The sequence below is a fragment of the Maritalea porphyrae genome (assembly GCF_027213965.1).
Classification (GTDB): Bacteria; Pseudomonadota; Alphaproteobacteria; order Rhizobiales; family Devosiaceae; genus Maritalea; species Maritalea porphyrae_A.
This window is the reverse complement of the sequence record NZ_JAPWGX010000001.1, coordinates 822,923-847,521: the sequence shown is the minus strand read 5'-3', so window position 1 is coordinate 847,521 and position 24,599 is coordinate 822,923. Positions and strand designations below refer to the sequence as shown.

Below are 24,599 nucleotides of genomic sequence, written 5' to 3'. Positions count from 1 at the left end.
CCAGAGCTTGGCAAATATGTAAAGCTTTAACTATCGCAAGAATTAGCACAATCACGTCAAATCGCTTTTCGTGAAAATTAACGACACCCGCCTTACCCTGACCCTAACGTATGAAGGCCATCGGGGAAATTCATGGGCAAGGGCATAGGGCCAAGTCGAAACAGTGCGAGAAATGAAATATTTGTCATTGCCGCTATTGTGGTTGCGGCATGGTACTGTTTTGCTCAACTAGATGTGTTTGAATATGTCATTGAGTTCATCCATGAGATGGAAACCTATGAATTAGATGAAGTGGTTTTAGGCATATTGCTCGCCGGAATTGGTGGCACTGTTTACGCATTTCGCAAGCACCGTCAACTTAAGCGAGAATCTGCAAAACTTGAACAAGCGGAAGAAGAAGTTGTTTGGATGGCGCAGCACGACCATTTAACTGGTCTGCCGAACAGAAAGTTCTTGCACCAACTTTGTGAACATCCCGACTTCAAGAGCTGCGCTGAAACTGGCCAATCTCATGCTGTTTTGGTTTTGGACCTTGATGGGTTTAAATCGATTAACGATCTATTTGGCCACGCTGGCGGCGACGATTTGTTGATACAGGTTGGTGATCGATTGAATTGGCTGATGGCAGAACAAACTGTCCTAAGAGTTGGTGGCGACGAGTTTGTGATTGTATTGCGAAATGTTGACACTGCTCAGGCGAAGTCCGCCGCAAGAGAAGTTGTGAAGGCGCTGAACGAACCATTTCAGATCAACGGAAATCAAACAGAAGCGAGTGCGTCCGTCGGCATTGCTATGATGCCGGATCATGCACCAACGCTTGAAATTGCAAGGGTGAATGCTGACGTTGCGCTTTATGAAGCTAAGCATCGCAGCAAGGGCTCATTCAAGATGTTTACCAAACAGCTTGGAACGGCCATGTCAGAGCGTTCGCGAATAGAACAGCAATTGCGCGGTGCCATTCGCGATGGCCAATTGTCGGTGCACTACCAACCCTACATTGACCTGCAAACCAAAGAGATTATTGGATTTGAAGCGCTTGCGCGCTGGGAACAAAGCGATGGCACATTCATCCCGCCTTCCACCTTTATCGATATTGCAGAAAAGTCGGGCCAAATACTGGAACTATCTGAACTCCTTTTCCGCAAGGCCTGCAAGGATGCCTACAATTGGCCGGGCAACAGAACCCTGTCGTTTAATCTGTCCGCCTCCCAATTGCGGGATCGGCTCATGGCAAAGCGTGTCTTTAGGCAACTTGAGCAATCAGGTTTGTCGCCCGAACGTTTAGAGCTAGAAGTGACAGAGAGCTGTTTTGTGCATGACCATGAAGCGGTCATAGCGACGCTGATCGACCTCAAAAACGCAGGCGTGCGTATTGCATTGGATGATTTTGGCACCGGATATTCAAGCTTCTCTCGGTTAACAAAAGTCGAGTTCGACAAGATCAAGATAGATCAACTGTTCGTGCAGGAGTGCAATGATAGCGCGAGAATGAAAAAGATCGTGGGCGCCATTTTCGCCTTAAGCAAAAGTCTTGACACCACCATCGTCGCTGAAGGAATTGAGACACACGAGCAGTTGCAAACGATGCAACAGTTTGGTTGTGATATTGGGCAAGGCTATTTGTTTGGTCGCCCCGTGCCCGCTGAAAAAGCGTTGGAATTGCTTGCCGCTGACCAGATCGTGATCAGCGACAGCGCTGGTTGAAACCCATATTGGCGATTAGCCGTTCAACATCCAAAACGATGCATTCAATATGCTCGCAAAGCTGATCCACGCCAAATAGGGAATGGCCAAATAAGCGCTAATTCGGTCTTTATTCCAAATCAGTGCAATAAACGCCAAAACCACCACATCAAGCGCCACAATGTAAATGAGTGCCGCGCCCAAGTTGTAGGCACCAAAAAAGACCGGGGTCCAAATTGTATTTAGGCAGAATTGCAAGGTCCAAAGCGCAATAAGTAACGGCTTCCAAGCATCCTTTGCCATGTAAACCAGGCGAAATCCAATGGTTGCAACGAATACATATAGGATTGTCCAAACGGGCCCAAACAACCAATTTGGCGGCGCAAATGAAGGCGATGTCAGTTCAGCATAATAGCCCTTGATGTCCCAAAGGCCCGCGCTACTCGCCGCAACAATGGTTGCGGTGTAAAAGGTTGCCCATGTGGCAATCTTAAAAAGTCGTTCTTTATTTTGGTTTTCCATGACTTGCTCCCAATTGCCCATGTTCTCATTGTCTACGGTGCCCATAGTGTACCGGATCATGTTGGGGTCAAGTTGATTTCGTCTGGTTCAATATTATACCCAACAGACCGGCTCATGAATGTTTGTGAATGTGTCATTCAAAATGATCATGAAAATTTTGATCAAATTCTTGCGAATGGGCGTGACAGGCGTCAAATCACTCGCTAGGCTCACAGCTCTTCTTCAGTTTTTCCATCAACAATGATCATGCGCAAATCGGGATGGCGCGATTGTTGAGAAAGGTATGTCATGTTGGATATAGTGTCGAAATTCAAAAAGTCTGAGGCCTATATTGATGGTCAATGGGTGGGCGGCAGTTCAGGCAAAAGCTTTGCTGTAACCAATCCAGCCAACGCTGAGCACTTGGCAGACGTTGCTGATACCACCGGCGATGATGCACGTGCAGCTATTGCAGCTGCCAAAGCGGCATTTAAACCTTGGGCCGCAAAAACCGCCAAGCAACGATGCGATATATTGCGCAAGTGGAACGATTTGATTTTGGCCAATGTGGACCAATTGGGCGCTCTATTATCTACCGAACAGGGTAAACCATTAGCGGAAGCAAAAGGCGAAATTGTTTATGGCGCGAGCTATATTGAGTGGTTTGCTGAAGAAGCGCGACGGGCTTATGGAGATATTATCCCAGAAGCACGCCCCAACACTAAGATCGTTGTATTGAAACAACCGGTGGGTGTTGTCGCAGCGATTACACCGTGGAACTTCCCCAATGCCATGATTGCCCGCAAAGTGGCACCGGCCTTGGCCGCAGGGTGCACAATCGTTATCAAGCCAGCCCCAGAGACACCGCTTTCTGCGCTGGCGTTGGCCGTGTTGGCACAAGAGGCAGGTATTCCCAACGGCGTCCTAAATATTTTGCCAACCACACACACCGTTGAAGTCGGAGATGTACTGACCAAACACCCAGATGTTGCCAAAGTGTCTTTTACGGGCTCGACAAATGTGGGGCGTCTAATCATGAGCAACGGTTCACAAACCGTCAAAAAGCTATCGCTCGAATTGGGCGGAAATGCCCCGTTCATCGTTTTTGACGATGCAGACTTAGATGCGGCGGTGGAAGGGGCGTTGAACTCCAAATTTCGCAATTCTGGCCAAACATGTGTTTGTGCGAACCGTCTTTATGTGCAGGCGGGCATTTATGATGCATTCGCCACCGCGTTCGCAAAACGTGTGGAAAGCCTAAAAGTTGGTGACGCCTTTGAAGAGGGGGTGACGCAAGGCCCCTTGATCAATACCAACGCGCTCAAGAAGGTTGAGGAATTGGTGGCAGACGCGCGCGATAAGGGCGCAATTGCTGCAACTGGGGGGAAGCCGCACGAACTTGGTGGTCTTTATTATCAACCAACAGTGTTGCGCGACGTGCCCTTGAACGCACGGGTTCTCAAAGAAGAGATTTTCGGACCGGTCGCACCGTTGATCAAATTTGAAACAGAAGAAGAAGTTATCAACCTCGCCAATGATTCAGAATTTGGCCTTGCGGGTTATTTCTTCGCGCGGGACATCGGGCGGGTGTGGCGCGTTGCCGAAGCGCTTGAATGTGGCATTGTTGGTGTAAACGAAGGCATCACATCAGCGGTTGAAGCGCCGTTCGGCGGCGTCAAACAGTCAGGTCTTGGCCGGGAAGGCTCCCATTACGGTTTAGACGACTATATGGAAGTGAAATACGTGCTTATGGGTGGTTTGGGCAAATAACCGGCTAGACCAACCCAATCTTTTTGAAAAGCCAAAATTGAAATCCCCCAACTGCCAGCAACAATGCGCAGACAATGGAAAAAGCATAAGGGTTGTCGACCCCCGGCATGCCGCCAACATTTATGCCCAACAGACCTGTTAGAAGCCCCAAAGGCAAAAACAGTGCAGCGACAATGGACAAAACCAGCATTTGCTTGTTCATTGTCTCTGCACGTTTATCCATCAACTGATCGTGCACCACTTGGGAGCGGTCGCGAATGGCATCCAAGTCTTCGCCCAAGCGGGTAACCCGCTCGCTGGCTTCGCGCAAACGACTGCGATCACGTTCTTTCAGCCACGCCAGATCTTCAATCAACAATGTGGTCAACGCATCGCGCTGCGGCAGCATGTAGCGCCTCAAAACAATGGATGTCCGACGTATGTCGGCAAGCGAACCGCGTGATGTCTCGGCGACTGCATCCAGCACTTTTTCCTCTAGATCATCAATTTGGCTGTTGATATCAGCCACCAGCGGTTCAACCTCATCAACCAAACGAAGCGCGAGTTTTGCCACCAAATCACCTGGCGATTTGGGCGCTTGATCGCGGGCCATCGCGCTAATCAGATCGTTAAGAGCTTTCAGAGGACGCTGGCCGACACTCAGAACGCGACCTTCAGTGATCCACAAGCGTATTGAAACCATGTCCTCTGGTTGGGCGCCATGTTCGATGTTGATGCCGCGCAGGATCAACAATGCGCCATCGCCATGGACGGTGCAACGGGGACGCGTTTCTGCCGCGGTAAGGGCATCAACAACAAATTGATCGCCGGCAAGGGTCAGAAGTTCTGGCCGTGTGCGCTCATCATTGCGCAAGAAATGCTGCCATTGAAAAGCGCCGCGAACAGGCTTGCTCTTGCTCTCTTTGAGTTGATTTTGCGGGTCATCGGCCAACGCGTGGCCACGTCCATCAAGCATGTAAGAAAATGCGGTGGGTGTTGGTAGCTTGGGTTCATTTTGGGCTTGTTGTTCGGTCATACTGGGAAAATTGCACTTTGCTGGAGTTTTGTCATTCCTTTTTGATACTTGCCGCAATTTTGACGTGATAAAAACCATATTTCGTATTTCAAATAAACCCGATATGGTGCCCATATGAATGAGTTGAATCCACTATTAGAAGAAATCGTGAGGGCGCTGAACGGATTTTTAAAAATCTTCGGCTTGTCTTTGACCCAAGGCCACCTGTTCTGGGGGGCTGTTCAGCTGGCTGCGGCCATTGTCTGCTACCTTTTGGCCAAGTTCTTGGCTTCAAAAATCGAACCGCGCTTAGAAACCCGCTTGCGGGCCATGTCCATAAAAGGTGGTCGATTGCGCATGGCCGCTGTTGCGCTGCGCCGCACCCGCTGGGTCATTTTTGTGTTTCTTGCTTGGATTGCTGTGTGGATATTGAAGGTCGGCACGTGGGACAGTCGGTCATTTCTGCTAACAGCGATTGCTAGCCTTGCAACGTCTTGGCTCATCATTTCCTTTGCATCGCGTTTGATCAGAAATAAAACGCTTTCAAGGCTTGTAGCCTTGGCTGGCTGGGCAGTTGTTGCTCTCTACACGCTTGGTATTTTGCAACAAACCGTTGCCCTGTTCGACGAACTTGCGATTGAAATGAGTGGTTTCCGCTTGTCGTTACTTATGGTCATTCAAGGCATCGTGCTATTGTCCATATTGTTTTGGGCGGCGATGGCCCTGAGCCGATTGCTTGAAAAGCAATTCCATACGTTCGACGACGTGTCCCCGGCCATGCGGGTTTTGGTGGGCAAGATATCAAGGTTCATTTTGCTCACAATGGCGGGCGTGATCGGTCTGTCCATGATCGGTATCGACTTCTCTGCGCTTACACTGGTCTCTGGTGCCATTGGTTTGGGCATCGGCTTTGGTCTGCAAAAGGTCGTTTCAAACTTGATTTCGGGGGTAATCTTGCTTCTTGATCGCTCGATCAAGCCTGGCGATGTCATATCCGTTGGCAACACATTTGGTTGGATTACCTCACTCAACGCTCGCTATGTTTCCGTGACCGCGCGTGATGGGCGCGAATACCTTATTCCAAACGAAGATTTGATTACACAAAGGGTGGAAAACTGGTCATTTAACGATCCTTATATCCGTATCGAAATCCAATTTGGCGTGAGCTATAACGCGGACCCACACCTTGTACGCAAAATCGTTGTTGAGGCTGCACTGGCGCACCCGCGCACCATACGGGCGACGGGCGAATATCAGACTGTCTGCCACGTAATTGGCTTTGGTGAGAGCTCTATTGATTTCACGCTCCGCTTCTGGATTTCCGATCCGACAAACGGAATTACAAATATTCGAGGCGACGTTTTCTTGGCTGTTTGGGATGCGTTCAAGGAGCACAATATCGAAATTCCATATCCGCACCGCCATTTGATAATGGACCCATCGCTCAAAGCCGATTTGCAAAAAGCTGGGTCGACTGCACTGTGAAACAAAGGATCCTAGTAACAGGCTTTGAACCCTTCGGCGGGGAGGAAAGTAACCCCTCAATGCTGATCGCAAACGCCTTGGATGGTGAATGCCACGAGGATTTTATTATTCGCTCTGCCATTTTGCCTGTTGAGCGATTTCGAGCCGTGGAAACGGCGGTGCAGCTTATCAATTCGCATCGCCCACGTGTTGTTATTGCGCTGGGCGTGGCTGTTGGGCGCACCGATATTACGCCGGAAAAAGTGGCCATCAATTTTGATGACTATCGCATTGCAGACAATGGCGGAAACCAGCCCATTGGTGAGCCGATTGTAACTAAAGGGCCAGCTGCGTATTTTTCTACATTGCCCATCAATCGCATGTGCCAGGCAATGCAGGACACGGGGATGCCCAGTTCCGTTTCCTTTTCCGCAGGCACCTTTGTGTGCAACCATTTGATGTATGGTATTTTGAACCATATTGCACGCAACCAGCACGATATTCGCGCGGGGTTTATTCATGTGCCCCAAGCAAAGGAGTTTGCAAGCAACGACACGCCTTCAGCGCCTTTGGAGCAAATGATCAAAGCCGTTCGCAGTGCGATACTGGTTTCAAGATCCAGCGCGACGGATGTGCGCAAAATTTCGGGTCAAAGTCACTAGTCAGCTAGTGCAAAAATCCTGAGGGAGAAGGTTCGCTCAACCAAGGCGCTTAACTAAAACCTGCACAAAACTATGTAGCCTAGCCTCGATTTTGGTTTTTGGGAGCAGACTGGTGAGTGATGCGCAAGGTCAATTTGAAGCCCATGCGGCGAGCCGAGTTGGCAGCACATTCGTGGTGTTTGCGCTAACAATTTTGCCAATTCTGGTCGGGCCTCGGTTCATGGCTGACGTAGATTGGTTCCGATCAATTGATTGGCCCCTGTTTACACCACTTAGCAAATTCTGGGCCATCGGGTTTTTGCTTTCCCACATTTTGGTCGCTTATGGTGTCGCGACAGAATGGTTGGAACACCAAAATAGGTTCACGGTACTCCTATGGGGCGCGCAACTCGTTTTGACGTGGGTTTTTGTGCTCGTGTTCTTCGTTGGCCAAAACTTAATGCTTGCAAGCATCAGTGAGTTTTTGCTGGCAATGGGTTTTTTGGTCGCCATTTTTATTGCACGGACCAAATGGTATTTAGCCGCCGTGACATATCTACCGGCCGCTGCTTATTGCGGATTTGCCGCCTACATCCTCATCAATACAATTTGACAAATGGGTTGGCCCGCCTTCAGCTTATTCTTTTAGCGACTTTATGATCTGAGACACCATTTCTTGCGGGCGATAACCTAGACCAGATGGGGTTAAACCCATACGCACCACCACCAAACCTTCAGATGGAATAATGGCAATGGACTGACCATCATGCCCCAACATCCATCGGATATCGCTGGGTAGGTCAAATCCCGCATCGGGGTCTTCCCCTTCTGGAACGCCCGCATCTGGCCCGTGCAACCAAATCTGCCCGTTGCCATATTCAGGACGCCCCCAACTGGCTGTTGACGATTGTGCTGCTCCGGTCATCCAATTGATGTAGTCGGTGTCGATCAGCTGTTGAGCGTTCCATTGACCACCATCAAGAATGAGTTGTCCAAGACGCGCCCAATCCAGTGCGGATGCGTAAAGATAAGATGAGCCCGCAAAGGTCCCCACCGCATCCGTTTCAAGCGTGGCGCTGCGCATACCCAATGGGCCAAATAGCTTCTCATGGGGGAAAGAAAGAGCTTTATCACCGATCAAATTTTGCCAAATACGAGAGAGCAAGACAGTTGTTCCAGATGAATAGTGGAAAGGTTCAGTTTCACCTTCCTTGGCAAGTGGCAATGATGCACCAAATGCGGCCATATCGGGTTCCAAATAGAGCATGCGCGTCACATCAGAAACGCTGCCGTAGCCCTCGTTCCATTGCAGACCCGAACTCATGCTCATCAAATCCTGAATGCGGATTGCGCGTCGTTCATCATCTTGCCATTGTGGAAACAGGTTAGCAGATTCAACATTGAAATCTTCGCCCAAAACCGCTCCCATGATGAGGGCCGTCACCGTTTTGGTCATCGACCAGCCCAAAAGCGGCGTCTCAATATCAAAACCAGGCCCATAGGTTTCAGCAATAAGCTCTGCGTCCTTAATGACCACAACGGCACGCATTCCAGGACCAATTAGCTCTTCGTTGGCGAGAATATTGTCCATCTTCAGGTTATGAGCACCCATTGGCCATTTTGAGGTGCGGGTGAACTGCTCAATGTTTTGGTTGGCTAGTGAGATGGATTTGAGCCTTGCAATATCGCCATCTGGCGCGCTGGCGCAGCCTAACCCCTCTCGATATACCGCTGTGCCAGTTGCAAAAAGACCCAGCAGTCGTGCAACAACAACGCCTGAGGGTTCATCTATATCAATTGAAATATAGCCAAGGATAGGGTGCCCACCTGCCTGCACATCTATGTCTTGAACTTCAACGGGATCGCGCCCAGCCAAGAACACGTTGGAACAGACCATTTTTGCAGAATAATTGGTGGCCACACGCAGCAAGTCAGGTGGCGCCACAAACAAATAAATGCATGTCGCCAATACCAACAACGCAAAAAAGCCCGCGAGAGCTTTAGTGCAAAGAACAATCCACCGCATTTGCTCCGCCTCCCAGAGTAGAACAATTGGGGCGCATCAAACCACATTTGACGCAAGGTGCAAGCACTTTATCTATTGGTAAATCTGGGAAGGGGAATGGGTTTAAAGCTTCTTAGTTGATTTCCAGGACCAAAAACAGGCCGCTGGCCCAAACAATCAGTGCACCAACAATTACGCAAGTCATGCCAACTCGATATTTGCGCCCTTTTGAATCAATAAACAAGCTTACGAAATCTCTCATTGCAAACGACCACTCAGTTTCTCTTTAAAAAAACCATGATGCAATTTGAGGGCCAAAAAAACAATAAACAATAGGTTTAGTACTTAACAGGCGTCCTTAACTACAATTATCGTTCATCCCACGCGTCTTGTAGTTGCATGCCCCAATAGGCCATTTGTGCAGCCACTTGGCCAAACGGGCCCCCGTTCCATTGTGCTTTGAAAGGCGCGAAAAGCTTGTACCGATCCGATTTTTGAGCAATTGCCTCTGCCACCACAATGCCAATTGCCGCTGTTGTGTTCAATCCATGCCCCCCGGTGGCGGTCGCCGCCCAAATACCGGGCTCCAATTCGGCCAAAATAGGCATCTTGTGTGCACAATAGCCCATAAGACCAGACCATGCTTTGTCAATTTCGAGCCCTGATAATTGAGGGTAGATTGCCTCGATGTCCCGCCTGAGAAGATTGGACAAAGCCTTTGGCTCCGACTTCTGCGTTGTAATGCGGCCGCCCCAAAGCAAGCGATCACCACCTTCAATAAGGCGATAATAATCCCCCGCGCGCCGATTGTCAGAAATGCATCCCTTATAGGAAATCGCTTCTCTTAGTTTGTCTGGCATCACTTTTGTGGTGACCACATAAGTAGCAACGGGCAAAACGGCGGCTTCGAATTTTGGAAATAGGTCGTGCATATATGCGCTGCCACATAAGACCACTTGCCCCGCTTTTACTGAGCCATGCGCTGTTTCAATCATGAAATGGCTGTGGTGCTTATGCAGTGCGCGCGCTTGTGTTTCTTCAAATATCACGCCGCCACCGGCTTGGATGTCTTTTGCCAGTGCCACGCAATAGTTGAGTGGGTGGATGTGAAATGCGGAACGGTCTTCCAACGCCTGAAAATAGCGGTTGGACTTTAGGTGCTGGCGAACCTGATCCGTTGACCAATAGGCATAGTCTGCACCATAGACGGTCGTTAGTTTTTCGACCGACTTTTCAAGCTTGTCGCCAACATCGTGGCGCACCACGCCGAGCCAGTGATACTGTGGGTCTTGCCCGTCTGCGGCAAAGCCCTCAATGTTTTGCCGCACATATTTCGTACCCTCACGGCTGATGTTAAACAGAGCTTTTGCGTGTTCAACCCCAAGCTTCTTTTCAAGGTTCAGCACGTCTTCAGCGTAGCCGTCTGAAACAAAGCCACCATTGCGACCCGATGCGCCAAACCCCACTTTGTTGCCTTCCAGCAAAACAACAGATTTTCCAAGCCTTAATAGCTCGCGGGCTGTTGTCAAACCCGCCAATCCACCACCGACAACACAAACGTCTGCTTCAATGTGGGTTGTAAGCGGTTCAAAGTCGCAAGATACGGCTTGCGTGGCGGCATAGTAACTGTCGATGTGCGGCATGGAGTTGGTCTCAACGTGTGACGATTGAGCGACATTTGCACATCAACTAAGTGCTGGAAAGTCCAATCTATCAACCAAGAGGTGTCCATTGTGCATTGGCGTTAGATGATCTAATCGCCGCATCGATGAACCGCATCCCCAAAATTCCCTCTTCAATCGTGGGGCTTAGGTCGCTTGGCTTGCGCCCACTTCGAATAATGTTGGCCGCTTCAGTATAGATTGTCGCAAAGCCTTCTAAGTAACCTTCAGGATGCCCGGCGGGCACGCGCGTAACACTCTTCGCCAAATCGCCTGTGCGGTGACCGCCGCGGGTCAGCAGTTGTTTGGGCTCCCCAAGCATGCTCACCCATAATTGGTTTGGGTTTTCCTGGTGCCATTCCAAGCCGCCGTTTTCGCCAAATATGCGAATGCGCAACCCGTTTTCGTTACCCGGGCAAACTTGGCTGGCCCAAAGATACCCTTTGGCCCCGTTTTGATAACGCAACATCATATGCGCGTCGTCGTCCACCAATCTTCCAGCAACAAAACTGGTCAAGTCTGCAGCCAACTCCTTTAGCGGTTCACCGCAAATAAAATCCGTTAGTTGAAACGCGTGGGTGCCAATGTCTGCGATCGCTCCGCCCAGTCCGGAACGTTTTGGGTCAGCCCGCCAATCGGCTTGTTTGTTTTCGCCTGCGCTAATCGATGCACTCAACCAGTCTTGCACATACTCGACATGCACTTTGCGCAGGTTGCCGATTTTGCCAGAGCGCACCATCTCGCGCGCTTGGCGCACCATGGGGTAACCTGAATAGTTGTGGGTGAGTATAAACTCAGCGCTGGAGTCTTTGGCAATTTCGCCAAGCGCAATCGCATCCTCCAACGTTGAGGTGAGGGGTTTATCGCAAATCACGTGAATACCCGCCTCCAAAAAGGCTTTGGCAACTGGATAATGCATATGGTTGGGTGTCACCACAGAAACCGCTTGAATGCCATCTTTGCGTGCGGCTTCAGCCTTTGCCATCTCTTCGAAAGACGCATAGGAACGTACCGGATCTATGCCAAGTTCCGCACCAGACGCTGCTGCACGTTCAGCGTTTGAAGAAAGGGCACCTGCCACCAACTCAAACTGATCATCAAGCCGCGCCGCCATGCGGTGCACGGCACCGATAAAAGCGCCTTGTCCGCCGCCAACCATGCCCAGTTTTATGCGTTTATGCATATCGTATCCTACTCTATGCCCATCATTTTGCGCAAAGCCGCGCGATCAACTCCGCTATCCGCAAAATCGTCAAAAGCGCGTTCTGTGCGCCGGATCATATGGTGTTCGATAAAAGGAGCGCCTTCGCGCGCGCCGTCCTCCGGGTGCTTTAAACAGCATTCCCATTCCAGCACAGCCCAACCTTCATATCCATAAGTGGCAAGTTTTGAGAATATGGCGGAAAAATCAACCTGCCCATCGCCAAGGGAGCGAAAACGTCCCGCTCGGTTGAGCCAGGGCTGATACCCAGAATAAACCCCTTGGCGTCCGTCAGGGTTGAACTCTGCGTCTTTTACATGAAAGGCGGATATGCGTTCATGATAGATGTCGATAAAGGCAAGATAGTCCATTTGCTGCAACAAAAAGTGCGACGGATCATAATTGATCATGCACCGTTTGTGACCATTCACCGCGTCCAAAAACATCTCAAAAGTAGCGCCATCAAAAACGTCTTCACCCGGGTGGATTTCATAGGCAATGTCGACGCCATTTTCTTCATAAACGTCTAAAATCGGCGTCCACCGTCGCGCCAATTCAGCAAATGCTTCTTCCACCAAACCGTCCGGGCGCTGGGGCCAAGGGTAAATATAGGGGAAGGCAAGGGACCCGGTAAAAGACACTGAAACATCAAGGCCAAAATTGCGTGAAGCCTTTGCGGCTTTTACCATTTCGCCTGTTGCCCATTCTTGGCGCGCCTTGGAGTTGCCGCGCACCGCGTCAGGAACAAACCCGTCAAACTGCGCATCATATGCGGGGTGCACAGCCACCATTTGTCCAAGCATATGAGTGGACAATTCAGTTATTTCCACCCCGTTTTCACTACAAATACCTGCAATTTCATCGCAATAGGTTTTAGATGTCGCCGCCTTGTCAAGATCGAATAGCCGGTCATCTCCCGCGGGCATTTGCACACCCTTATAGCCCAATTCACCTGCCCACTTCGTGATTGTGGAAAGGGAATTAAAAGGGGCTTCATCGCTCATGAATTGCGCAAGAAAAATGCCCGGACCCTTCATATTATTCGCCATCATTTTTCTCCAATTGTTATTGCCGCACATAGCGGGTCATAGATAAAACTCTTAAAATCGGCCGTTGCGGCGCGACCGGATGTGTCAAATGCGGCCATGCCCACAAAATTGCCGGTAAACGAAGCATGTTCACCGCGTCCGCCTTCATCCGAAAGCTCGGAAGCGTCTAGTTCTGGCCCAACCATCGTCCAATTGTTGGCTTTGCTTCGCCAGAAAAACTGCAGCTTGTCGAAATTAATGGAAAGGCCAAGTTCAATCTCTTTGTCGTCGCCCAATGAAATGATTTCCTTCAGGGGAAAGCTTAGTCGACATTCTGGCCAGTCGCCATCGCAGCTCAAAATGGTGAGAATGCGCCCAACATCAGCGTCGTAGCTGATGCATAAATAGTGAAACTTGTGCCGATTGTAGTAGGCAACAAGGCCTGCGCTTTGTTGGTAGTCCTTGGCATCAAAACTGACAATCGTTGTGGCGTGCAACGCAAAATGTTCTTGCCGTCGTGCCACCAACGATTGTTCAAACCAACTGCCGATGCTTTCGCGACCGATGAGGCGCAATGCGTCTCCGGTTAGGGTGAAGATGCGGTCGGGTTCTGGCGTTCGAAGCCATTGGAAATCGAGCGGCAACTCATCTGTAAATGTGTAAGTGATGGCTTTGTTTTTGTCAGCGCCTTGCACATAAAAAGGTGCCTGTTCATCTACTTCAGGCAACATTGTTCCATTCGCCAAATACAACCAACCATCGTCACGCCACTCACATTTGGCTATACCGGTTTCTCGCCCCAATGGACATCTGTTCTGAGGTGCCGGGCCGTTTAACGCCAACGGGCGGCCACACAAAAAAGTGTGATATGTTTCCCCGGTTGGTGTGTCGATAATTTGCCCGTGCCCAACGCGCTGAAGCGCCGACGAAGGACTGCTCGCCGCTGTCATTAGATGCTTTTTGGGGTGCAACTCGTATGGTCCGTTGATCGATTTCGAACGCGCCATCGTCACCGCATGTTGATAGCCGGTGCCACCTTCTGCAACGGTTAGATAATAGTAGTCGTTTCGTTTAAAAAGATGCGGAGCTTCGGTCAATCCAAGATCGCTCCCCGAAAAGATACTTTTGATGTCGCCAACCAACTTGCCGGCGCGCTCATCAAACTCTTGGCACACGATACCATCAAATGCTGGGTTGGCTTTATGTGCCCATGGCGCTTCTGATCGGTGGTTCCACTTCATGTTGACGAACCACTTTTTCCCATCATCATCATGAAAAAGGGAAGGGTCAAATCCAGATGAATTGGCATAGACGGGGTCGGACCATGGACCCTCAATTGCCGGCGCGGTTACGATATAATTATGTGCATCTTTAAAATCGCCATCATAGCGTTTCACATCGGTGTAAACGAGCCAGAACTTGCCATCAGCATAGGAAAGGCAGGGCGCCCAAACACCGCAACTATCAGGGTTGCCGCGCATATCGAGTTGGCTAGCGCGGTCCAAGGGGCGTTTTACAAGCGCCCAATTGACAAGGTCTTTGGAGTGAAAAATCTGCACGCCTGGATACCATTCAAAAGTAGACGTCGCGATGTAATAATTCTCACCAACCCGACAAATGGAGGGATCAGGATTAAATCCTTTTAGGATTGGATTTTTGATCATTTGCATCGCGACGACCTAACTCTACACTTGCAGTGCTTTTGCCGCATCCGGGCCAAGTGGCGCCGGGCGTTCGCAACTGGTGGTCATTTCTACGAACTGTCCTTTTTCGCCGGAAATCAACACACTGGTCATCACCTCAACAACATGCAATGCAAGCTCTTGTGAGCAGCGATGTGGCCGGTTCTGCGCAATTGCAACAGCCATATCAGAAAGGCCCGCACAACGATAATTGGCGTTTCCATCATCATTGACCACAGCAAATGGGTGATCCCAATTGCCTGGCAGGTCTGCGGCCTCTTCTCGTTTGGTGATGCGGATTTCGCCGCCAAAGAAGTTTGGATCAGGTACATGGACGGTGCCCTGTGTGCCATATAATTCCATGTTCGTATGGCCATGTTCCCAAACGTCCCAACTTGTGACCATCGTCACCACCGCGCCGCTTTGAAATTCCAGCAGCGAATGAATGGTGGTGGGCGTATCAACAGGGATCTTTTCGCCGTTACGCGGTTCAGAAGTGATCAGACGTTCTTTGGACGGCGTCGATGTCAAAGCGCCAACCCGTTTTACCGGGCCCAGCAATTGCACCAAATTGGTCACATAATAGGGTCCAATGTCCAACATTGGACCGGCGCCAGGCTGATAGAAGAAATCAGGGTTTGGGTGCCAATGCTCCATGCCATGTCCCATCACAAAGGCCGTGCCGGACGTTATGGTGCCCAAATCACCTTGGTCGATCATGTGCCGGACATGCTGGTGCGCACCACCCATGAAGGTGTCAGGGGCTGAGCCAATGCGCAGGTTTTTCGCTGCAGCGATATCTGCGAGCGCCGACCCTTCCTCCAAAGTCAAAACATATGGCTTTTCGGAATAGACGTGCTTGCCCGCTTCCAAAATGCGCTTTGATACGTCAAAGTGGGCGGCCGGTATGGTGAGGTTGATGATGATTGAAACATCATCGCTTGCCAACAACCCTTCAACGGTTTCCGCGCGCACACCAAATTCTTCGGCACGGGCCTTGGCCGCATCCATGTTGATATCAGCAACAGCACGCACTTCAATGCCCACAAAATTTGGTGACAAGCGCAGGTAAGTTGCGGAAATATTGCCGGCGCCAATAATGCCGACTCCAAGTTTTTCAGTCATAATGTCTACTCAACTAAAGTGTTTTTGCGTAGGCGATTGAGTTCGCCCCAAAGGCGATCGCATCGGCAGGATTATCATGCTCCATGACAAAGATTTTTGCAGGTGTGTTGGATTTTATCGCGCTCATCAAAACAGCCCAATCAATGGTGCCACTGCCAACATCGGTCCAGCCATCTTGGTCCAAATTTTCACCGTCAGGCGCCTTATCTTTCATATGTACAGCCGTGATGCGGTTGCCATATCTCTTTATCCATTCGATCGGATCTTGGCCGCCAACAATGACCCAAGCAATGTCAGCTTCCCATGAGATATTTTGCGCATTGTCCAAAAGGATCGCCATCGGTATTTGGCCATCGGGCAAAGCGACGAACTCAAAGTCATGATTGTGCCAACCAAAGGTAACGCCATAGCCTGCTAACTTGTCGCTGACTTTGCTCAAACGCTGTGCAAAAACTTGCCATCCTGCCGCGTCAGTTGGGCGTTCTTCTTCCACCAAATAGGGGGCATAAACCTGTCGGACAGCCAGCGTGTTGATGATTTCAAGCGCCGCGTCAAAATCATCTTCCAAAAGCTCAAGCGCCAAATGAGTGCTTGGCATCTTCAAGCCCACATTATCAAGGTCGGCGGCCAATTCCGCCACATTGTCGAACATTCCGCCAAAGCCTTCAACCTGTGTGTAGCCTTGATCTGCAAGCGCAGAAAAAACCTTGGACCAAGGTGTTGCATTTCGTGCGCTATAAAGTTGATAACTCAAATCCATGAGCATGTTCCTTAGTAATCTTGGGGTCTAAACCCGCAATTCAGTTTCTTTGTCAAAAATTGAAGCCCGCGCAGGATCAAAACCCAACGTGAAAGCGTCGCCAGTAGAAATTTTTGCTTGCCCGTCCATCCGTACACGGAAAGCCTGATCTTCGATCTTGGTCCACACAAGCGTGTCAGAACCCATTGGCTCGACAATCTCTGCGACCACCTGGAATGTTGCAGGTTGATGCTCCGCACCTTCGCCGGCAACCGCATGCTCGGGCCGAAAGCCGAACCAAACAGGGCTGGCAACGGGACCATCCACATAGTCGTAACCCTTAAGATCAATCACAGTACCACCAACCTTGAATTGGCCCTGACTGCTCAATTCACCTTCCAAGAAGTTCATGGAAGGGGACCCAATAAAATCGGCCACATATTTATTGACCGGGCGATTGTAGATCTCAGCTGGGCTATCCAATTGCTGAATTAGTCCGGCTTTCATAATCGCTATACGATCCGCCAATGTCATCGCTTCCACTTGATCGTGGGTTACATAGATCATCGTGTTGTTCAGCTTTTGGTGCAACCGTTTGATTTCAACCCGAAGGTCAGCCCTAAGCTTCGCGTCAAGGTTGGATAGTGGCTCATCAAATAAGAAGACATCAACATCGCGCACCAAAGCGCGACCAATCGCAACCCGCTGGCGTTGACCGCCAGAAAGCGCTGCGGGCTTTCTTTTTAGCAAGGGTTCAATTTGCAAAACCTCAGCCGCACGTGCCACGCGTTTGTTGATTTCGTCTTTTGGAACTTTTGCGTTCTTGAGACCAAACGACAAATTGCCCTCGACGGTCATTTGTGGGTAAAGCGCATAGGACTGGAAAACCATTCCAATGCCGCGATTGCTCGGCTCTTCCCAAGTGACATTGTTTTCGTTGATGAAAATCTGTCCATCACTCACATCTAGCAGGCCAGCAATACAATTGAGCAATGTTGACTTGCCGCACCCTGACGCGCCTAGAAGAACCAAAAACTCTCCGTGGTCGATCTCAAGGTTGAGTTGCTTGAGAACTTTTACCGACCCAAATTGTAGATCGAGATTGCGAATAGAAACACTGGTCATGATCAGCCTTTCACCGCGCCAGCGGCGATGCCGCGGACAAACAGTTTGCCAGAAACAAAATAAATGATGAGGGGAACAACACCGGTCAAAAGAGTGGCTGCCATATTGACGTTATACTCTTTGACCCCCTGAACGGAGTTCACAATATTGTTCAATTGCACCGTCATTGGATAGGTGTCCGGTTTGGTATAAATAACCCCAAACAAGAAGTCGTTCCAAATGCCGGTGACCTGCAAGATCATTGCCACCACAAAGATGGGCAATGACATGGGCAGCATTATGCGGAAATAGATGCCCCAAAACCCTGCGCCATCAACGCGCGCCGCTTTGAAAAGTTCTTCAGGGAGCGAGGTGAAATAGTTTCGGAACAACAGCGTCAGTATGGGCATACCAAAAACGGTATGCACGAGCACAAGGCCACCTAGGCTGCCAAAAAGTTTCAGTTCACGCAATATGATTACGATTGGGTAGATCATAACCTGATAGGGGATGAATGCGCCAAAGATCAGAATGGTGAAGAAGACATTTGCACCTTTGAATTTCCAATTGGCAAGCGCGTACCCATTTACCGATGCGATGGCGATTGAAAGGGCAACAGATGGCAAAAGAATACGAACAGAATTCCAAAAACCGCGGCTCAAGCCTTCACAGTTTAGCCCTGTGCACGCTTCGGACCATGCTCTAGTCCAGGGGGCAGTTGTAATCTCAACTGGTGGTGAGAAAATGTTGCCCAGCCGAATTTCTGGCATGCCTTTAAGCGAGGTCACCACCATCACATACAAAGGCAACAAGTAATAAAGTGCGACAACAATCAAGGTGCCGTAAAGCATGATGTTGCGAGGTGAAAGCAGCTTGGTTGGCTTTGGACCACGAGGGCCTGCCATTAGCGTTGAAGTCGTCTCAGTGTTATTTGTCATTTTTACGACCCCCAAATTCTAGATATGCCCATGGGATCAGGATCACCAACACGCTCACAAGCATCATGGTTGAAGCGGCAAAGCCTTGGCCCAGGTTTTGGTTTCTGAACATGGTGTCCATTACATATTTGGCTGGAACCTCAGACGCGATGCCCGGACCACCATTCGTTTGGGCGATCACAAGGTCGTAGACCTTAACAATGCCCGCAGAGATCAGCACCAGTGCTGTAATGAATACGGGGCGCATCATCGGGATAACGACGAATAGGTAGGTCTTCCATTTTGGAATACCGTCCACGCGAGATGCTTTCCAAATGTCCACATCGATGCCACGCAAACCGGCAAGCATAATGACCATAATGAAGCCCGTGCCTTGCCAAAGCCCAGCAATCAAAATGCCAAAAATTACGATCTTAGCATCGTACAGCGGATCAAAGGTGAAATTAGAAAAACCGATGCTGCGAATAACATTTTGGACGCCAAACTCTGGGTTCAAAATCCACTGCCATACAAGGCCCGTCACCACAAAGCTCAATGCAAATGGGTACAGGATGATGGTCCGAAACGTGTTCTCAAACCGGATTTTTTGATCCATAAGCGCTGCCAGCAAAAAGCCGACTGCAAATGAAAAGATCAATGAACAAATGCCGTAAATCGCTAGGTTCTCAATAGAGATCAACCAACGCCGAGTGGCCCAAAGGCGCTCATATTGTGCAAACCCTACAAAGTCGAGTTTTGGCAAAAGTTTGGAGTTCGTAAAAGAATGCACAACAGTCCAAATCGTACAGCCAACGAAAACCACCATTGCTGTCAGGACCATCGGGATCGCTGCGATTTTGGCGTTGACGTTTCTAAAGATTTGGTTTGGCCTCACGGATCTAGCCATGACTAACCACCTTTCAACTCAGATGAATTGTTCGTGCCGGGGCAACTAGACCCGACACGATGCTACGCTTCAATGAACGCTTGCCCCAAATCATTTTTGGGACAAGCGGTTCACGCGGGAGGATTATTCCGCTTCTGAGATAATTTGAGCGTATTGTGCTTGGGCGTCAGCTGGTGTCATGCTGGTGTCGTTCCAGAACTCAACGAGCAAGTCTTCAACACGTGATGTTGTATCAGGTGTGAGTACTTGAGCACCGTCTGGCATAATGTTGCCAGCAGCCAAGATTGATAGGCCTTTTTGCATGCAATCGTTGGCTGTGCTCATGTCGATATCACCACGAACAGGCAGCGAACCTTTTTTCAAGTTGAACGCAACTTGTACTGGTTGTGAAATCATCAGCGCGGCAAGTTCTTTTTGTGCGGCTGTAATCGCTGGATCGTCATTCTTAGGGAAGTAGAATGCATCACCACCAGTTGAGATGATTTCGTTCACACCCAAACCTGGAAGACAGCTGTAGTCCACTCCAGCAGTTTGACCTGCAACTTGGAATTCGCCTTGTGCCCAGTCACCCATGATTTGACCGCCAGCTTGACCGGTGATCACCATGTTTGTGGCTTGGTTCCAGTCTTGAACATTTGAACCGGCAGAAAGTGAACGTGCTGCACCAAAAGCTTCAAACACCTCTGCCATTTCTGGGCTTGCTGCTGCCTCGGCGTCTTTATTCACATTGATTTTGGTCCAAAGATCCAAGCCACCAATGGCAACGTTGATCACGCCAAACGCGCCTGAAGTTTGCCAAGACTGCTGACCCATAGCAAGCGGGGTGATGCCTTTTGCTTCAAGTGCGGGAGCGGCTGCAACAAACTCGTTCCAGTTTGCAGGAACATCAACACCTGCGTCTGCATATGCTTTGTGGCTCAACCAAATCCACTGCCAAGAGTGAATGTTCACAGGCACACAATAGATTTTGCCGTCAACAGTGCAGCTATCAAGCAAGCCAGTTGGGTTTACAACGTCGCGCCAGCCACCTGCGTCTGCAATATCGGTCAGATCGAGCATCAAACCAGCTTCAATAAGCTCTTCTGCTTGACGGCCGTGGTTCAACTGAGTGGCACCCATCGGGTCGCCGCCCAAAATACGGCTAACGATAATTGGGCGCGCCGTGCCGCCAGAACCAGCGATCGCACCATCAACCCAATTGTTGCCGGTGGCATTAAATGCCTTTGCAAACTCAGCAACCGCTGCGGCTTCGCCGCCTGATGTCCACCAATGAGTTACTTCCAAATCAGTAGCGTAAGCGCCAAATGTCGTACCGCAGATTGCCGTGCTGGCAACCAGTAGTTTTTTTAAAGACTTCATTTCTTCCTCCCTGGGGTGAGGCATGTGCCTCGATATAAACAAGATGCCAAAATCAAATTTCTCAACATCTCACTCAAATTCTGCAATCGATTACATTGAGCGCTGCAACACTCATTTGTAATCGATTACATAATATTTCACTACAGATTTGCATATGTCAAGAAAATGTTTACAACTGTTTATAAAGCGAAGGTTGGAATTTCCGATATGAATGCAAAAGGCCCAAGAATTCAAGAAGTTGCAGTGGAGGCAGGTGTGTCCACAGCAACGGTTAGTCGTACGCTTTCAAATCCAGATTTGGTGTCGGAAAAAACAAGGGAAGCAGTTTTAGCTGCGGTTGAAAAGACCGGTTATCGCATAAACAGGGCTGCGCAAAACCTGCGGAAGCGTCAAGCTGGTGCGATTCTGGTGCTGCTGCCAAACCTTGGAAACCCGTTCTTCTCTCAAATTCTTTCAGGCATAGAAAGTGTTTTTGCAACTTCAGATTTAAGTGTGTTGATCGCGGATACAAATGGGATCAAACAAGATCAACTCACGGGGTACTTTCGCGATACGCGTGCCGATGGCGTTATTCTGCTCGATGGTGGCATTCCGCGCGCGGTATTGAATGAATTGGCACAAACAACCCCTGATAATCGCATCGTATTTGCTTGCGAATGGAAGCCTGGAACAGACTTGCCTTCCGTTCGCAGCGACAATCGGGGCGGTGCGCAGCAGGCCATTGCGCATTTGGTGCAGCTCGGACACAGCAAAATTGGCCATATTGCGGGCCCCCGAAACAACGTTTTGACAAAAGAACGTCTAGCCGGTTTTGAAGCCGCGATGCGCAACCAAGGCTTAGAGATTGTGCCACGCTGGGTGGTTGATGGTGGCGACTTTTCGCTGGACGCGGGTGCGCAAGCAGCACGTCAATTCATCGAAATGGACGAACGGCCAACCGCTGTATTTTGTGGGTCCGATTTGATTGCCATGGGCTTCATTTCCGAAATGCACAAACGAGGCATATCCGTGCCCAACGATTTTTCCGTTGTTGGGTTTGATGACATTGAAATCGCCGACCGGTTTATCCCTTCGCTCACCACCATCAGGCAAAACCGCACCCAACTCGGCGTGTTGGCCGCAACCACTTTATTGGGGCAATTGTCTGGCCGGGCTGTTGCCGCACAGGACAATGTGCAATTGGTTGATGTGTTGCTGATCAAGCGGGGCAGCACCGCTGCGATTTAATTAGTCGTTCTTGATTTGGCAATTGTTGGCAATCGGCGTGATTTTGCCAACGTATTGGGGAAGAATTGTGGTTTCATCAAAACACGCCAAGGCAAGCTGAGTGCTTGTCAAACCAAGCGCCTTACTTAGATCAGTAAACCGAATATCCGCGTGGGCAAGGTTTGCTTTGTCCATAATTGTGTTCTCAAATGATGCAAAATGCATTGTCGTGAACTTGAGATCTGCGCCGGAGAAGTTAACCGCCTCCAAGTCTGATCGGATCAGGCTTGCGCCTTCAAGATCTGCTCGAACAAAGCGCACCCGGTCGAATTCTAGTCCATCAAGATTGAAGCCTTTTAGCTCTGCATTGGTGAGGTCAATTCCTTCCAAATCGGGAATGAAGTCTTTTAATCGACCGAGCTGATCAAGAAACGACAAAACGCGCCCGGCACGTTCTTGGCGAACTATTTGCAAGATGGCAGCGGTGTGCGCCTGCGCAACCGCATTTGTAACAGTTGCGTTGTGATCAAGAGGAGAAAGCACTAGGTTTGAAATTCGATCAATATATTGCTGGAATGCGCTCTCTTGTATGGTGGATTGGTTGGACTGCGCCTGGACATGGTTGACCACCAAAGTGGCCGTGGCAATGATCGAGGGGACCAGCAATAGCGACATCCAATCCCACAGTGTTTTGCCTTTGAAGCCTAACCAATGCGGCCGTAAAAAATGCAGAACAAGCAATGCCATGCCAGCAACGATCAACACTAATATCATGTCGAACCCGTCAGGTATAACAGATCCGATCGACAAATCGCTGTCTATGTCAAACAAAGCTTGGTCCCTAATTGTACGGGTGTAAACATTGGTTTACAAATTGCATGTGGGCTTACTTTTGTCCACACATACTGCCCGAAGTGATCCCGCTACTCCGCAGCCCCCTTCATGGCACTGGCCTCCGCACGGCTCAACAACTCACCCTGTTTGCGTTTTAGAACCTCTTCTCGCGCTTTGGCGTAAAGGTCGTCTTGCCAGAACATCATGCATCCGTTGCACCCTTTACCGCAGCACCCGTCTGTGCCCACGCGGTTAGTCTTGAAGCGGGTTGCATTGCCGCCTTCTTGAATGCTGGCCACCAAGGCATCGCGTCGCTTTTGATAAGCCGCGTCATTCGGCTGGCCTTTGATTTCGGCTTCTTGGGTAAGTTTGTCGAACTTGATCCGTTTCCATTGTTCGTCTGTCAATGCGCGCTCTTTGCGCATCACGGAATATTCGGGAAACCAAGCTTTCAAGTCACTGGTGTCTTCATGGTCAAACAGCGAGAAGGGCAAGCGGACGACGGTTTTGGTGCCCCCATGCACAGCATCCACTTTTTCGCCCGTTTCCGCACGTTCAAAATCATAAACCCGCAGTAAGATCGTGTGCCGCGCAATTGGGGAGATGAATTCGAGCACATCACCAGCCTCGAGCTTGTTTTTCACTTCAACCAAAAATGCTTGGTCTTCGACCTTGGTCACCACACCTGCATATTCCCACTGCGCGATTGAGGCGGTGTGTTCGTAATCATGCGCGTAATTGGTCAAACGACCTTCGTGAAAGGCGAGGGTGTAGCCCCGGTTGCCGACGGCATCCAACTCGGCCATATAGGGCTTTGGATTCCAGCCTTCTGGGTCGGCATAATAATCGTCAATTGCCATACGATAGGCGCGGGCCACAACGGCGCAATAATACTCAGACTTGCCGCGCCCTTCGACCTTTAGACTGTCCACACCGATTTTGAGGTAGTCATCCAGCTTGGGCATAATGCTCAAATCACGCGAATTCATGATGTAAGAGCCGCGTCCATCTTCTTCAATCGGCAAAAACTCTCCCGGTCGACAGCCTTCTTCCAGCAAGAACTCAAACATGTCCTTGTTGTCTTGGTTGATTTCAAGCTCTTCCACCGTGCCGTCTTTTAAGCGCATTTTCAGCTTGTAGTTCCAGCGGCAAGAATTGGCACAATTGCCTTGGTTCGCTCCGCGCTCCGCCATGAAGTTCGACAGTAAACAGCGCCCCGAGTAAGTCATGCACATGGCCCCATGCACAAAGGCCTCTAGCTTGATGTCGGGACACTTTTCCCGGATTTCCACCAACTCGGCGTAAGAAACTTCCCGGGCTAAAACACATAAGGACGCACCTTGATCTTGCCAAAATTGAACGGACAACCAAGAGCAAATGTTCGCCTGCGTGGAAATATGCAATTCCAACTCTGGGGCACGATTTTTGACATATTGAAAAACCCCCGGATCAGCGATGATCAACCCATCAGGTTTTACCCGCCGCACCGTTTGCACATATTCATCCAGCTTTGCGATGTCTTTATTGTGCGAAAACAGATTGAGCGTTAAATAGGCGCGTTTGCCGTGTGCATGACAAAACGCAACGCCTTCAATCACTTCTTCCAAGCTGAATTGGGATTTGGTGCGCAAGCTCATATCAGGCGTGCCCAAATAAACCGCGTCCGCGCCATATAGAATGGCCATCTTCAGTTTGCGCAAGTTGCCCGCTGGCATCAGTAGTTCAGAACGGTGATCTTTTTTCATGTCGCTTCGCCTCGCTGAAAGCGAGGCTTTTGC

General features: G+C 49.9%; 20 protein-coding genes and 2 pseudogenes. 7 read left to right on the top strand and 15 right to left on the bottom strand.

The annotated features are described in order from the left end of the window. Positions 1 to 132: 132 nt before the first annotated feature. Positions 133 to 1,704, top strand: a complete 1,572-nt coding sequence (locus O4H47_RS04360) for a putative bifunctional diguanylate cyclase/phosphodiesterase (protein WP_269392715.1) — start codon at positions 133 to 135, stop codon at positions 1,702 to 1,704. Positions 1,705 to 1,719: 15 nt separating this feature from the next. Here the strand turns inward: O4H47_RS04360 and O4H47_RS04355 are convergent, their stop codons facing one another. Continuing rightward, on the bottom strand, positions 1,720 to 2,205 hold the full coding sequence (locus O4H47_RS04355; RefSeq protein ID WP_269392714.1) for a TspO/MBR family protein: 486 nt from the start codon (positions 2,203 to 2,205) through the stop codon (positions 1,720 to 1,722). 288 nt (positions 2,206 to 2,493) lie between these two features. Here O4H47_RS04355 and O4H47_RS04350 point away from each other — a divergent pair. Together O4H47_RS04350 and O4H47_RS18160 are read left to right on the top strand one after the other, a co-directional pair. Then, positions 2,494 to 3,918: pseudogene (locus O4H47_RS04350) on the top strand (NAD-dependent succinate-semialdehyde dehydrogenase); the annotation flags it as partial. Next, positions 3,903 to 3,962, top strand: a pseudogene (locus O4H47_RS18160) (hypothetical protein); the annotation flags it as partial. The pseudogenes O4H47_RS04350 and O4H47_RS18160, both read left to right, overlap by 16 nt. Here the strand turns inward: O4H47_RS18160 and O4H47_RS04345 are convergent. Beyond that, the gene (locus tag O4H47_RS04345) at positions 3,959 to 4,969 is read right to left on the bottom strand and encodes a zinc transporter ZntB (RefSeq protein WP_269392712.1); all 1,011 of its coding nucleotides are present in this window, start codon (positions 4,967 to 4,969) and stop codon (positions 3,959 to 3,961) included. The pseudogene O4H47_RS18160 and the gene O4H47_RS04345 overlap by 4 nt on opposite strands. A 114-nt stretch (positions 4,970 to 5,083) precedes the next feature. Between O4H47_RS04345 and O4H47_RS04340 the strand changes: the two genes are divergently transcribed. The 3 genes from O4H47_RS04340 (at position 5,084) to O4H47_RS04330 (ending at position 7,666) form a co-directional block, all read left to right on the top strand. Beyond that, positions 5,084 to 6,433 carry a mechanosensitive ion channel family protein gene (locus O4H47_RS04340; RefSeq protein ID WP_269392711.1) on the top strand — a complete coding sequence of 450 codons (1,350 nt, stop codon included), beginning with the start codon at positions 5,084 to 5,086 and terminating at the stop codon, positions 6,431 to 6,433. Then, positions 6,430 to 7,074, top strand: coding sequence for a pyroglutamyl-peptidase I (gene pcp, locus O4H47_RS04335; RefSeq protein WP_269392710.1), 645 nt, complete (start codon positions 6,430 to 6,432; stop codon positions 7,072 to 7,074). The genes O4H47_RS04340 and pcp overlap by 4 nt, the downstream gene beginning before the upstream one ends. A gap of 112 nt (positions 7,075 to 7,186) precedes the next feature. Next, the gene (locus O4H47_RS04330) at positions 7,187 to 7,666 is read left to right on the top strand and encodes a tryptophan-rich sensory protein (protein ID WP_269392709.1); all 480 of its coding nucleotides are present in this window, start codon (positions 7,187 to 7,189) and stop codon (positions 7,664 to 7,666) included. 24 nt (positions 7,667 to 7,690) lie between these two features. On the opposite strand, the gene O4H47_RS04325 is transcribed toward O4H47_RS04330, so the two are convergent. From O4H47_RS04325 to O4H47_RS04275, 11 genes are all read right to left on the bottom strand, one after another. Next, the gene (locus tag O4H47_RS04325) at positions 7,691 to 9,079 is read right to left on the bottom strand and encodes a serine hydrolase domain-containing protein (RefSeq protein ID WP_269392708.1); all 1,389 of its coding nucleotides are present in this window, start codon (positions 9,077 to 9,079) and stop codon (positions 7,691 to 7,693) included. A 347-nt stretch (positions 9,080 to 9,426) separates the two neighbouring features. After that, positions 9,427 to 10,701 (bottom strand): NAD(P)/FAD-dependent oxidoreductase, encoded by a 1,275-nt coding sequence (locus O4H47_RS04320; RefSeq protein ID WP_269392707.1) that lies wholly within the window; start codon positions 10,699 to 10,701, stop codon positions 9,427 to 9,429. Positions 10,702 to 10,771: 70 nt separating this feature from the next. Beyond that, on the bottom strand, positions 10,772 to 11,902 hold the full coding sequence (locus tag O4H47_RS04315) for a Gfo/Idh/MocA family protein (protein ID WP_269392706.1): 1,131 nt from the start codon (positions 11,900 to 11,902) through the stop codon (positions 10,772 to 10,774). Positions 11,903 to 11,910: 8 nt separating this feature from the next. After that, a complete protein-coding gene (locus tag O4H47_RS04310) occupies positions 11,911 to 12,969 on the bottom strand; it encodes a sugar phosphate isomerase/epimerase family protein (protein WP_269392705.1) in 1,059 nt (352 codons plus the stop codon). Further along, positions 12,969 to 14,612, bottom strand: a complete 1,644-nt coding sequence (locus O4H47_RS04305) for a glycoside hydrolase family 43 protein (protein WP_269392704.1) — start codon at positions 14,610 to 14,612, stop codon at positions 12,969 to 12,971. Before O4H47_RS04305 ends, O4H47_RS04310 begins: the two co-directional genes overlap by 1 nt. 21 nt (positions 14,613 to 14,633) lie before the next feature. Then, entirely contained in the window at positions 14,634 to 15,755 is a 1,122-nt protein-coding gene (locus O4H47_RS04300; protein ID WP_269392703.1) for a Gfo/Idh/MocA family protein, read from the bottom strand. Positions 15,756 to 15,768: 13 nt separating this feature from the next. Further along, positions 15,769 to 16,515 carry a sugar phosphate isomerase/epimerase family protein gene (locus O4H47_RS04295; RefSeq protein ID WP_269392702.1) on the bottom strand — a complete coding sequence of 249 codons (747 nt, stop codon included), beginning with the start codon at positions 16,513 to 16,515 and terminating at the stop codon, positions 15,769 to 15,771. A 27-nt stretch (positions 16,516 to 16,542) separates the two neighbouring features. Beyond that, entirely contained in the window at positions 16,543 to 17,619 is a 1,077-nt protein-coding gene (locus O4H47_RS04290) for an ABC transporter ATP-binding protein (protein ID WP_269392701.1), read from the bottom strand. Positions 17,620 to 17,621: 2 nt separating this feature from the next. Then, entirely contained in the window at positions 17,622 to 18,536 is a 915-nt protein-coding gene (locus O4H47_RS04285) for a carbohydrate ABC transporter permease (RefSeq protein ID WP_269392700.1), read from the bottom strand. After that, the gene (locus O4H47_RS04280) at positions 18,526 to 19,422 is read right to left on the bottom strand and encodes a carbohydrate ABC transporter permease (protein ID WP_269392699.1); all 897 of its coding nucleotides are present in this window, start codon (positions 19,420 to 19,422) and stop codon (positions 18,526 to 18,528) included. Before O4H47_RS04280 ends, O4H47_RS04285 begins: the two co-directional genes overlap by 11 nt. Before the next feature lie 123 nt (positions 19,423 to 19,545). Next, positions 19,546 to 20,781, bottom strand: coding sequence for an ABC transporter substrate-binding protein (locus O4H47_RS04275; protein ID WP_269392698.1), 1,236 nt, complete (start codon positions 20,779 to 20,781; stop codon positions 19,546 to 19,548). Between the two features lie 207 nt (positions 20,782 to 20,988). Here O4H47_RS04275 and O4H47_RS04270 point away from each other — a divergent pair, with 207 nt between their 5' ends. Next, positions 20,989 to 22,008 (top strand): LacI family DNA-binding transcriptional regulator, encoded by a 1,020-nt coding sequence (locus tag O4H47_RS04270; protein WP_269392697.1) that lies wholly within the window; start codon positions 20,989 to 20,991, stop codon positions 22,006 to 22,008. Here O4H47_RS04270 and O4H47_RS04265 read toward each other — a convergent pair whose 3' ends face one another. Together O4H47_RS04265 and O4H47_RS04260 are read right to left on the bottom strand one after the other, a co-directional pair. After that, positions 22,009 to 22,818 carry a pentapeptide repeat-containing protein gene (locus tag O4H47_RS04265; protein ID WP_269392696.1) on the bottom strand — a complete coding sequence of 270 codons (810 nt, stop codon included), beginning with the start codon at positions 22,816 to 22,818 and terminating at the stop codon, positions 22,009 to 22,011. 92 nt (positions 22,819 to 22,910) lie between these two features. After that, entirely contained in the window at positions 22,911 to 24,566 is a 1,656-nt protein-coding gene (locus O4H47_RS04260; protein WP_269392695.1) for a U32 family peptidase C-terminal domain-containing protein, read from the bottom strand. Positions 24,567 to 24,599: the final 33 nt, after the last annotated feature.

Coding starts and splice junctions, on each gene's coding strand:
- O4H47_RS04340 (WP_269392711.1), top strand. CDS start 5,084: ATGAATGAGTTGAATCCACTATTAGAAGAAATCGTGAGGGCGCTGAAC.
- O4H47_RS04325 (WP_269392708.1), bottom strand. CDS start 9,079: ATGCGGTGGATTGTTCTTTGCACTAAAGCTCTCGCGGGCTTTTTTGCG.
- O4H47_RS04270 (WP_269392697.1), top strand. CDS start 20,989: ATGAATGCAAAAGGCCCAAGAATTCAAGAAGTTGCAGTGGAGGCAGGT.
- O4H47_RS04280 (WP_269392699.1), bottom strand. CDS start 19,422: ATGGCTAGATCCGTGAGGCCAAACCAAATCTTTAGAAACGTCAACGCC.
- O4H47_RS04285 (WP_269392700.1), bottom strand. CDS start 18,536: ATGACAAATAACACTGAGACGACTTCAACGCTAATGGCAGGCCCTCGT.
- O4H47_RS04310 (WP_269392705.1), bottom strand. CDS start 12,969: ATGGCGAATAATATGAAGGGTCCGGGCATTTTTCTTGCGCAATTCATG.
- O4H47_RS04305 (WP_269392704.1), bottom strand. CDS start 14,612: ATGATCAAAAATCCAATCCTAAAAGGATTTAATCCTGATCCCTCCATT.
- O4H47_RS04260 (WP_269392695.1), bottom strand. CDS start 24,566: ATGAAAAAAGATCACCGTTCTGAACTACTGATGCCAGCGGGCAACTTG.
- O4H47_RS04275 (WP_269392698.1), bottom strand. CDS start 20,781: ATGAAGTCTTTAAAAAAACTACTGGTTGCCAGCACGGCAATCTGCGGT.
- O4H47_RS04360 (WP_269392715.1), top strand. CDS start 133: ATGGGCAAGGGCATAGGGCCAAGTCGAAACAGTGCGAGAAATGAAATA.
- O4H47_RS04300 (WP_269392703.1), bottom strand. CDS start 15,755: ATGACTGAAAAACTTGGAGTCGGCATTATTGGCGCCGGCAATATTTCC.
- O4H47_RS04320 (WP_269392707.1), bottom strand. CDS start 10,701: ATGCCGCACATCGACAGTTACTATGCCGCCACGCAAGCCGTATCTTGC.
- O4H47_RS04355 (WP_269392714.1), bottom strand. CDS start 2,205: ATGGAAAACCAAAATAAAGAACGACTTTTTAAGATTGCCACATGGGCA.
- O4H47_RS04345 (WP_269392712.1), bottom strand. CDS start 4,969: ATGACCGAACAACAAGCCCAAAATGAACCCAAGCTACCAACACCCACC.
- O4H47_RS04295 (WP_269392702.1), bottom strand. CDS start 16,515: ATGGATTTGAGTTATCAACTTTATAGCGCACGAAATGCAACACCTTGG.
- O4H47_RS04290 (WP_269392701.1), bottom strand. CDS start 17,619: ATGACCAGTGTTTCTATTCGCAATCTCGATCTACAATTTGGGTCGGTA.
- O4H47_RS04315 (WP_269392706.1), bottom strand. CDS start 11,902: ATGCATAAACGCATAAAACTGGGCATGGTTGGCGGCGGACAAGGCGCT.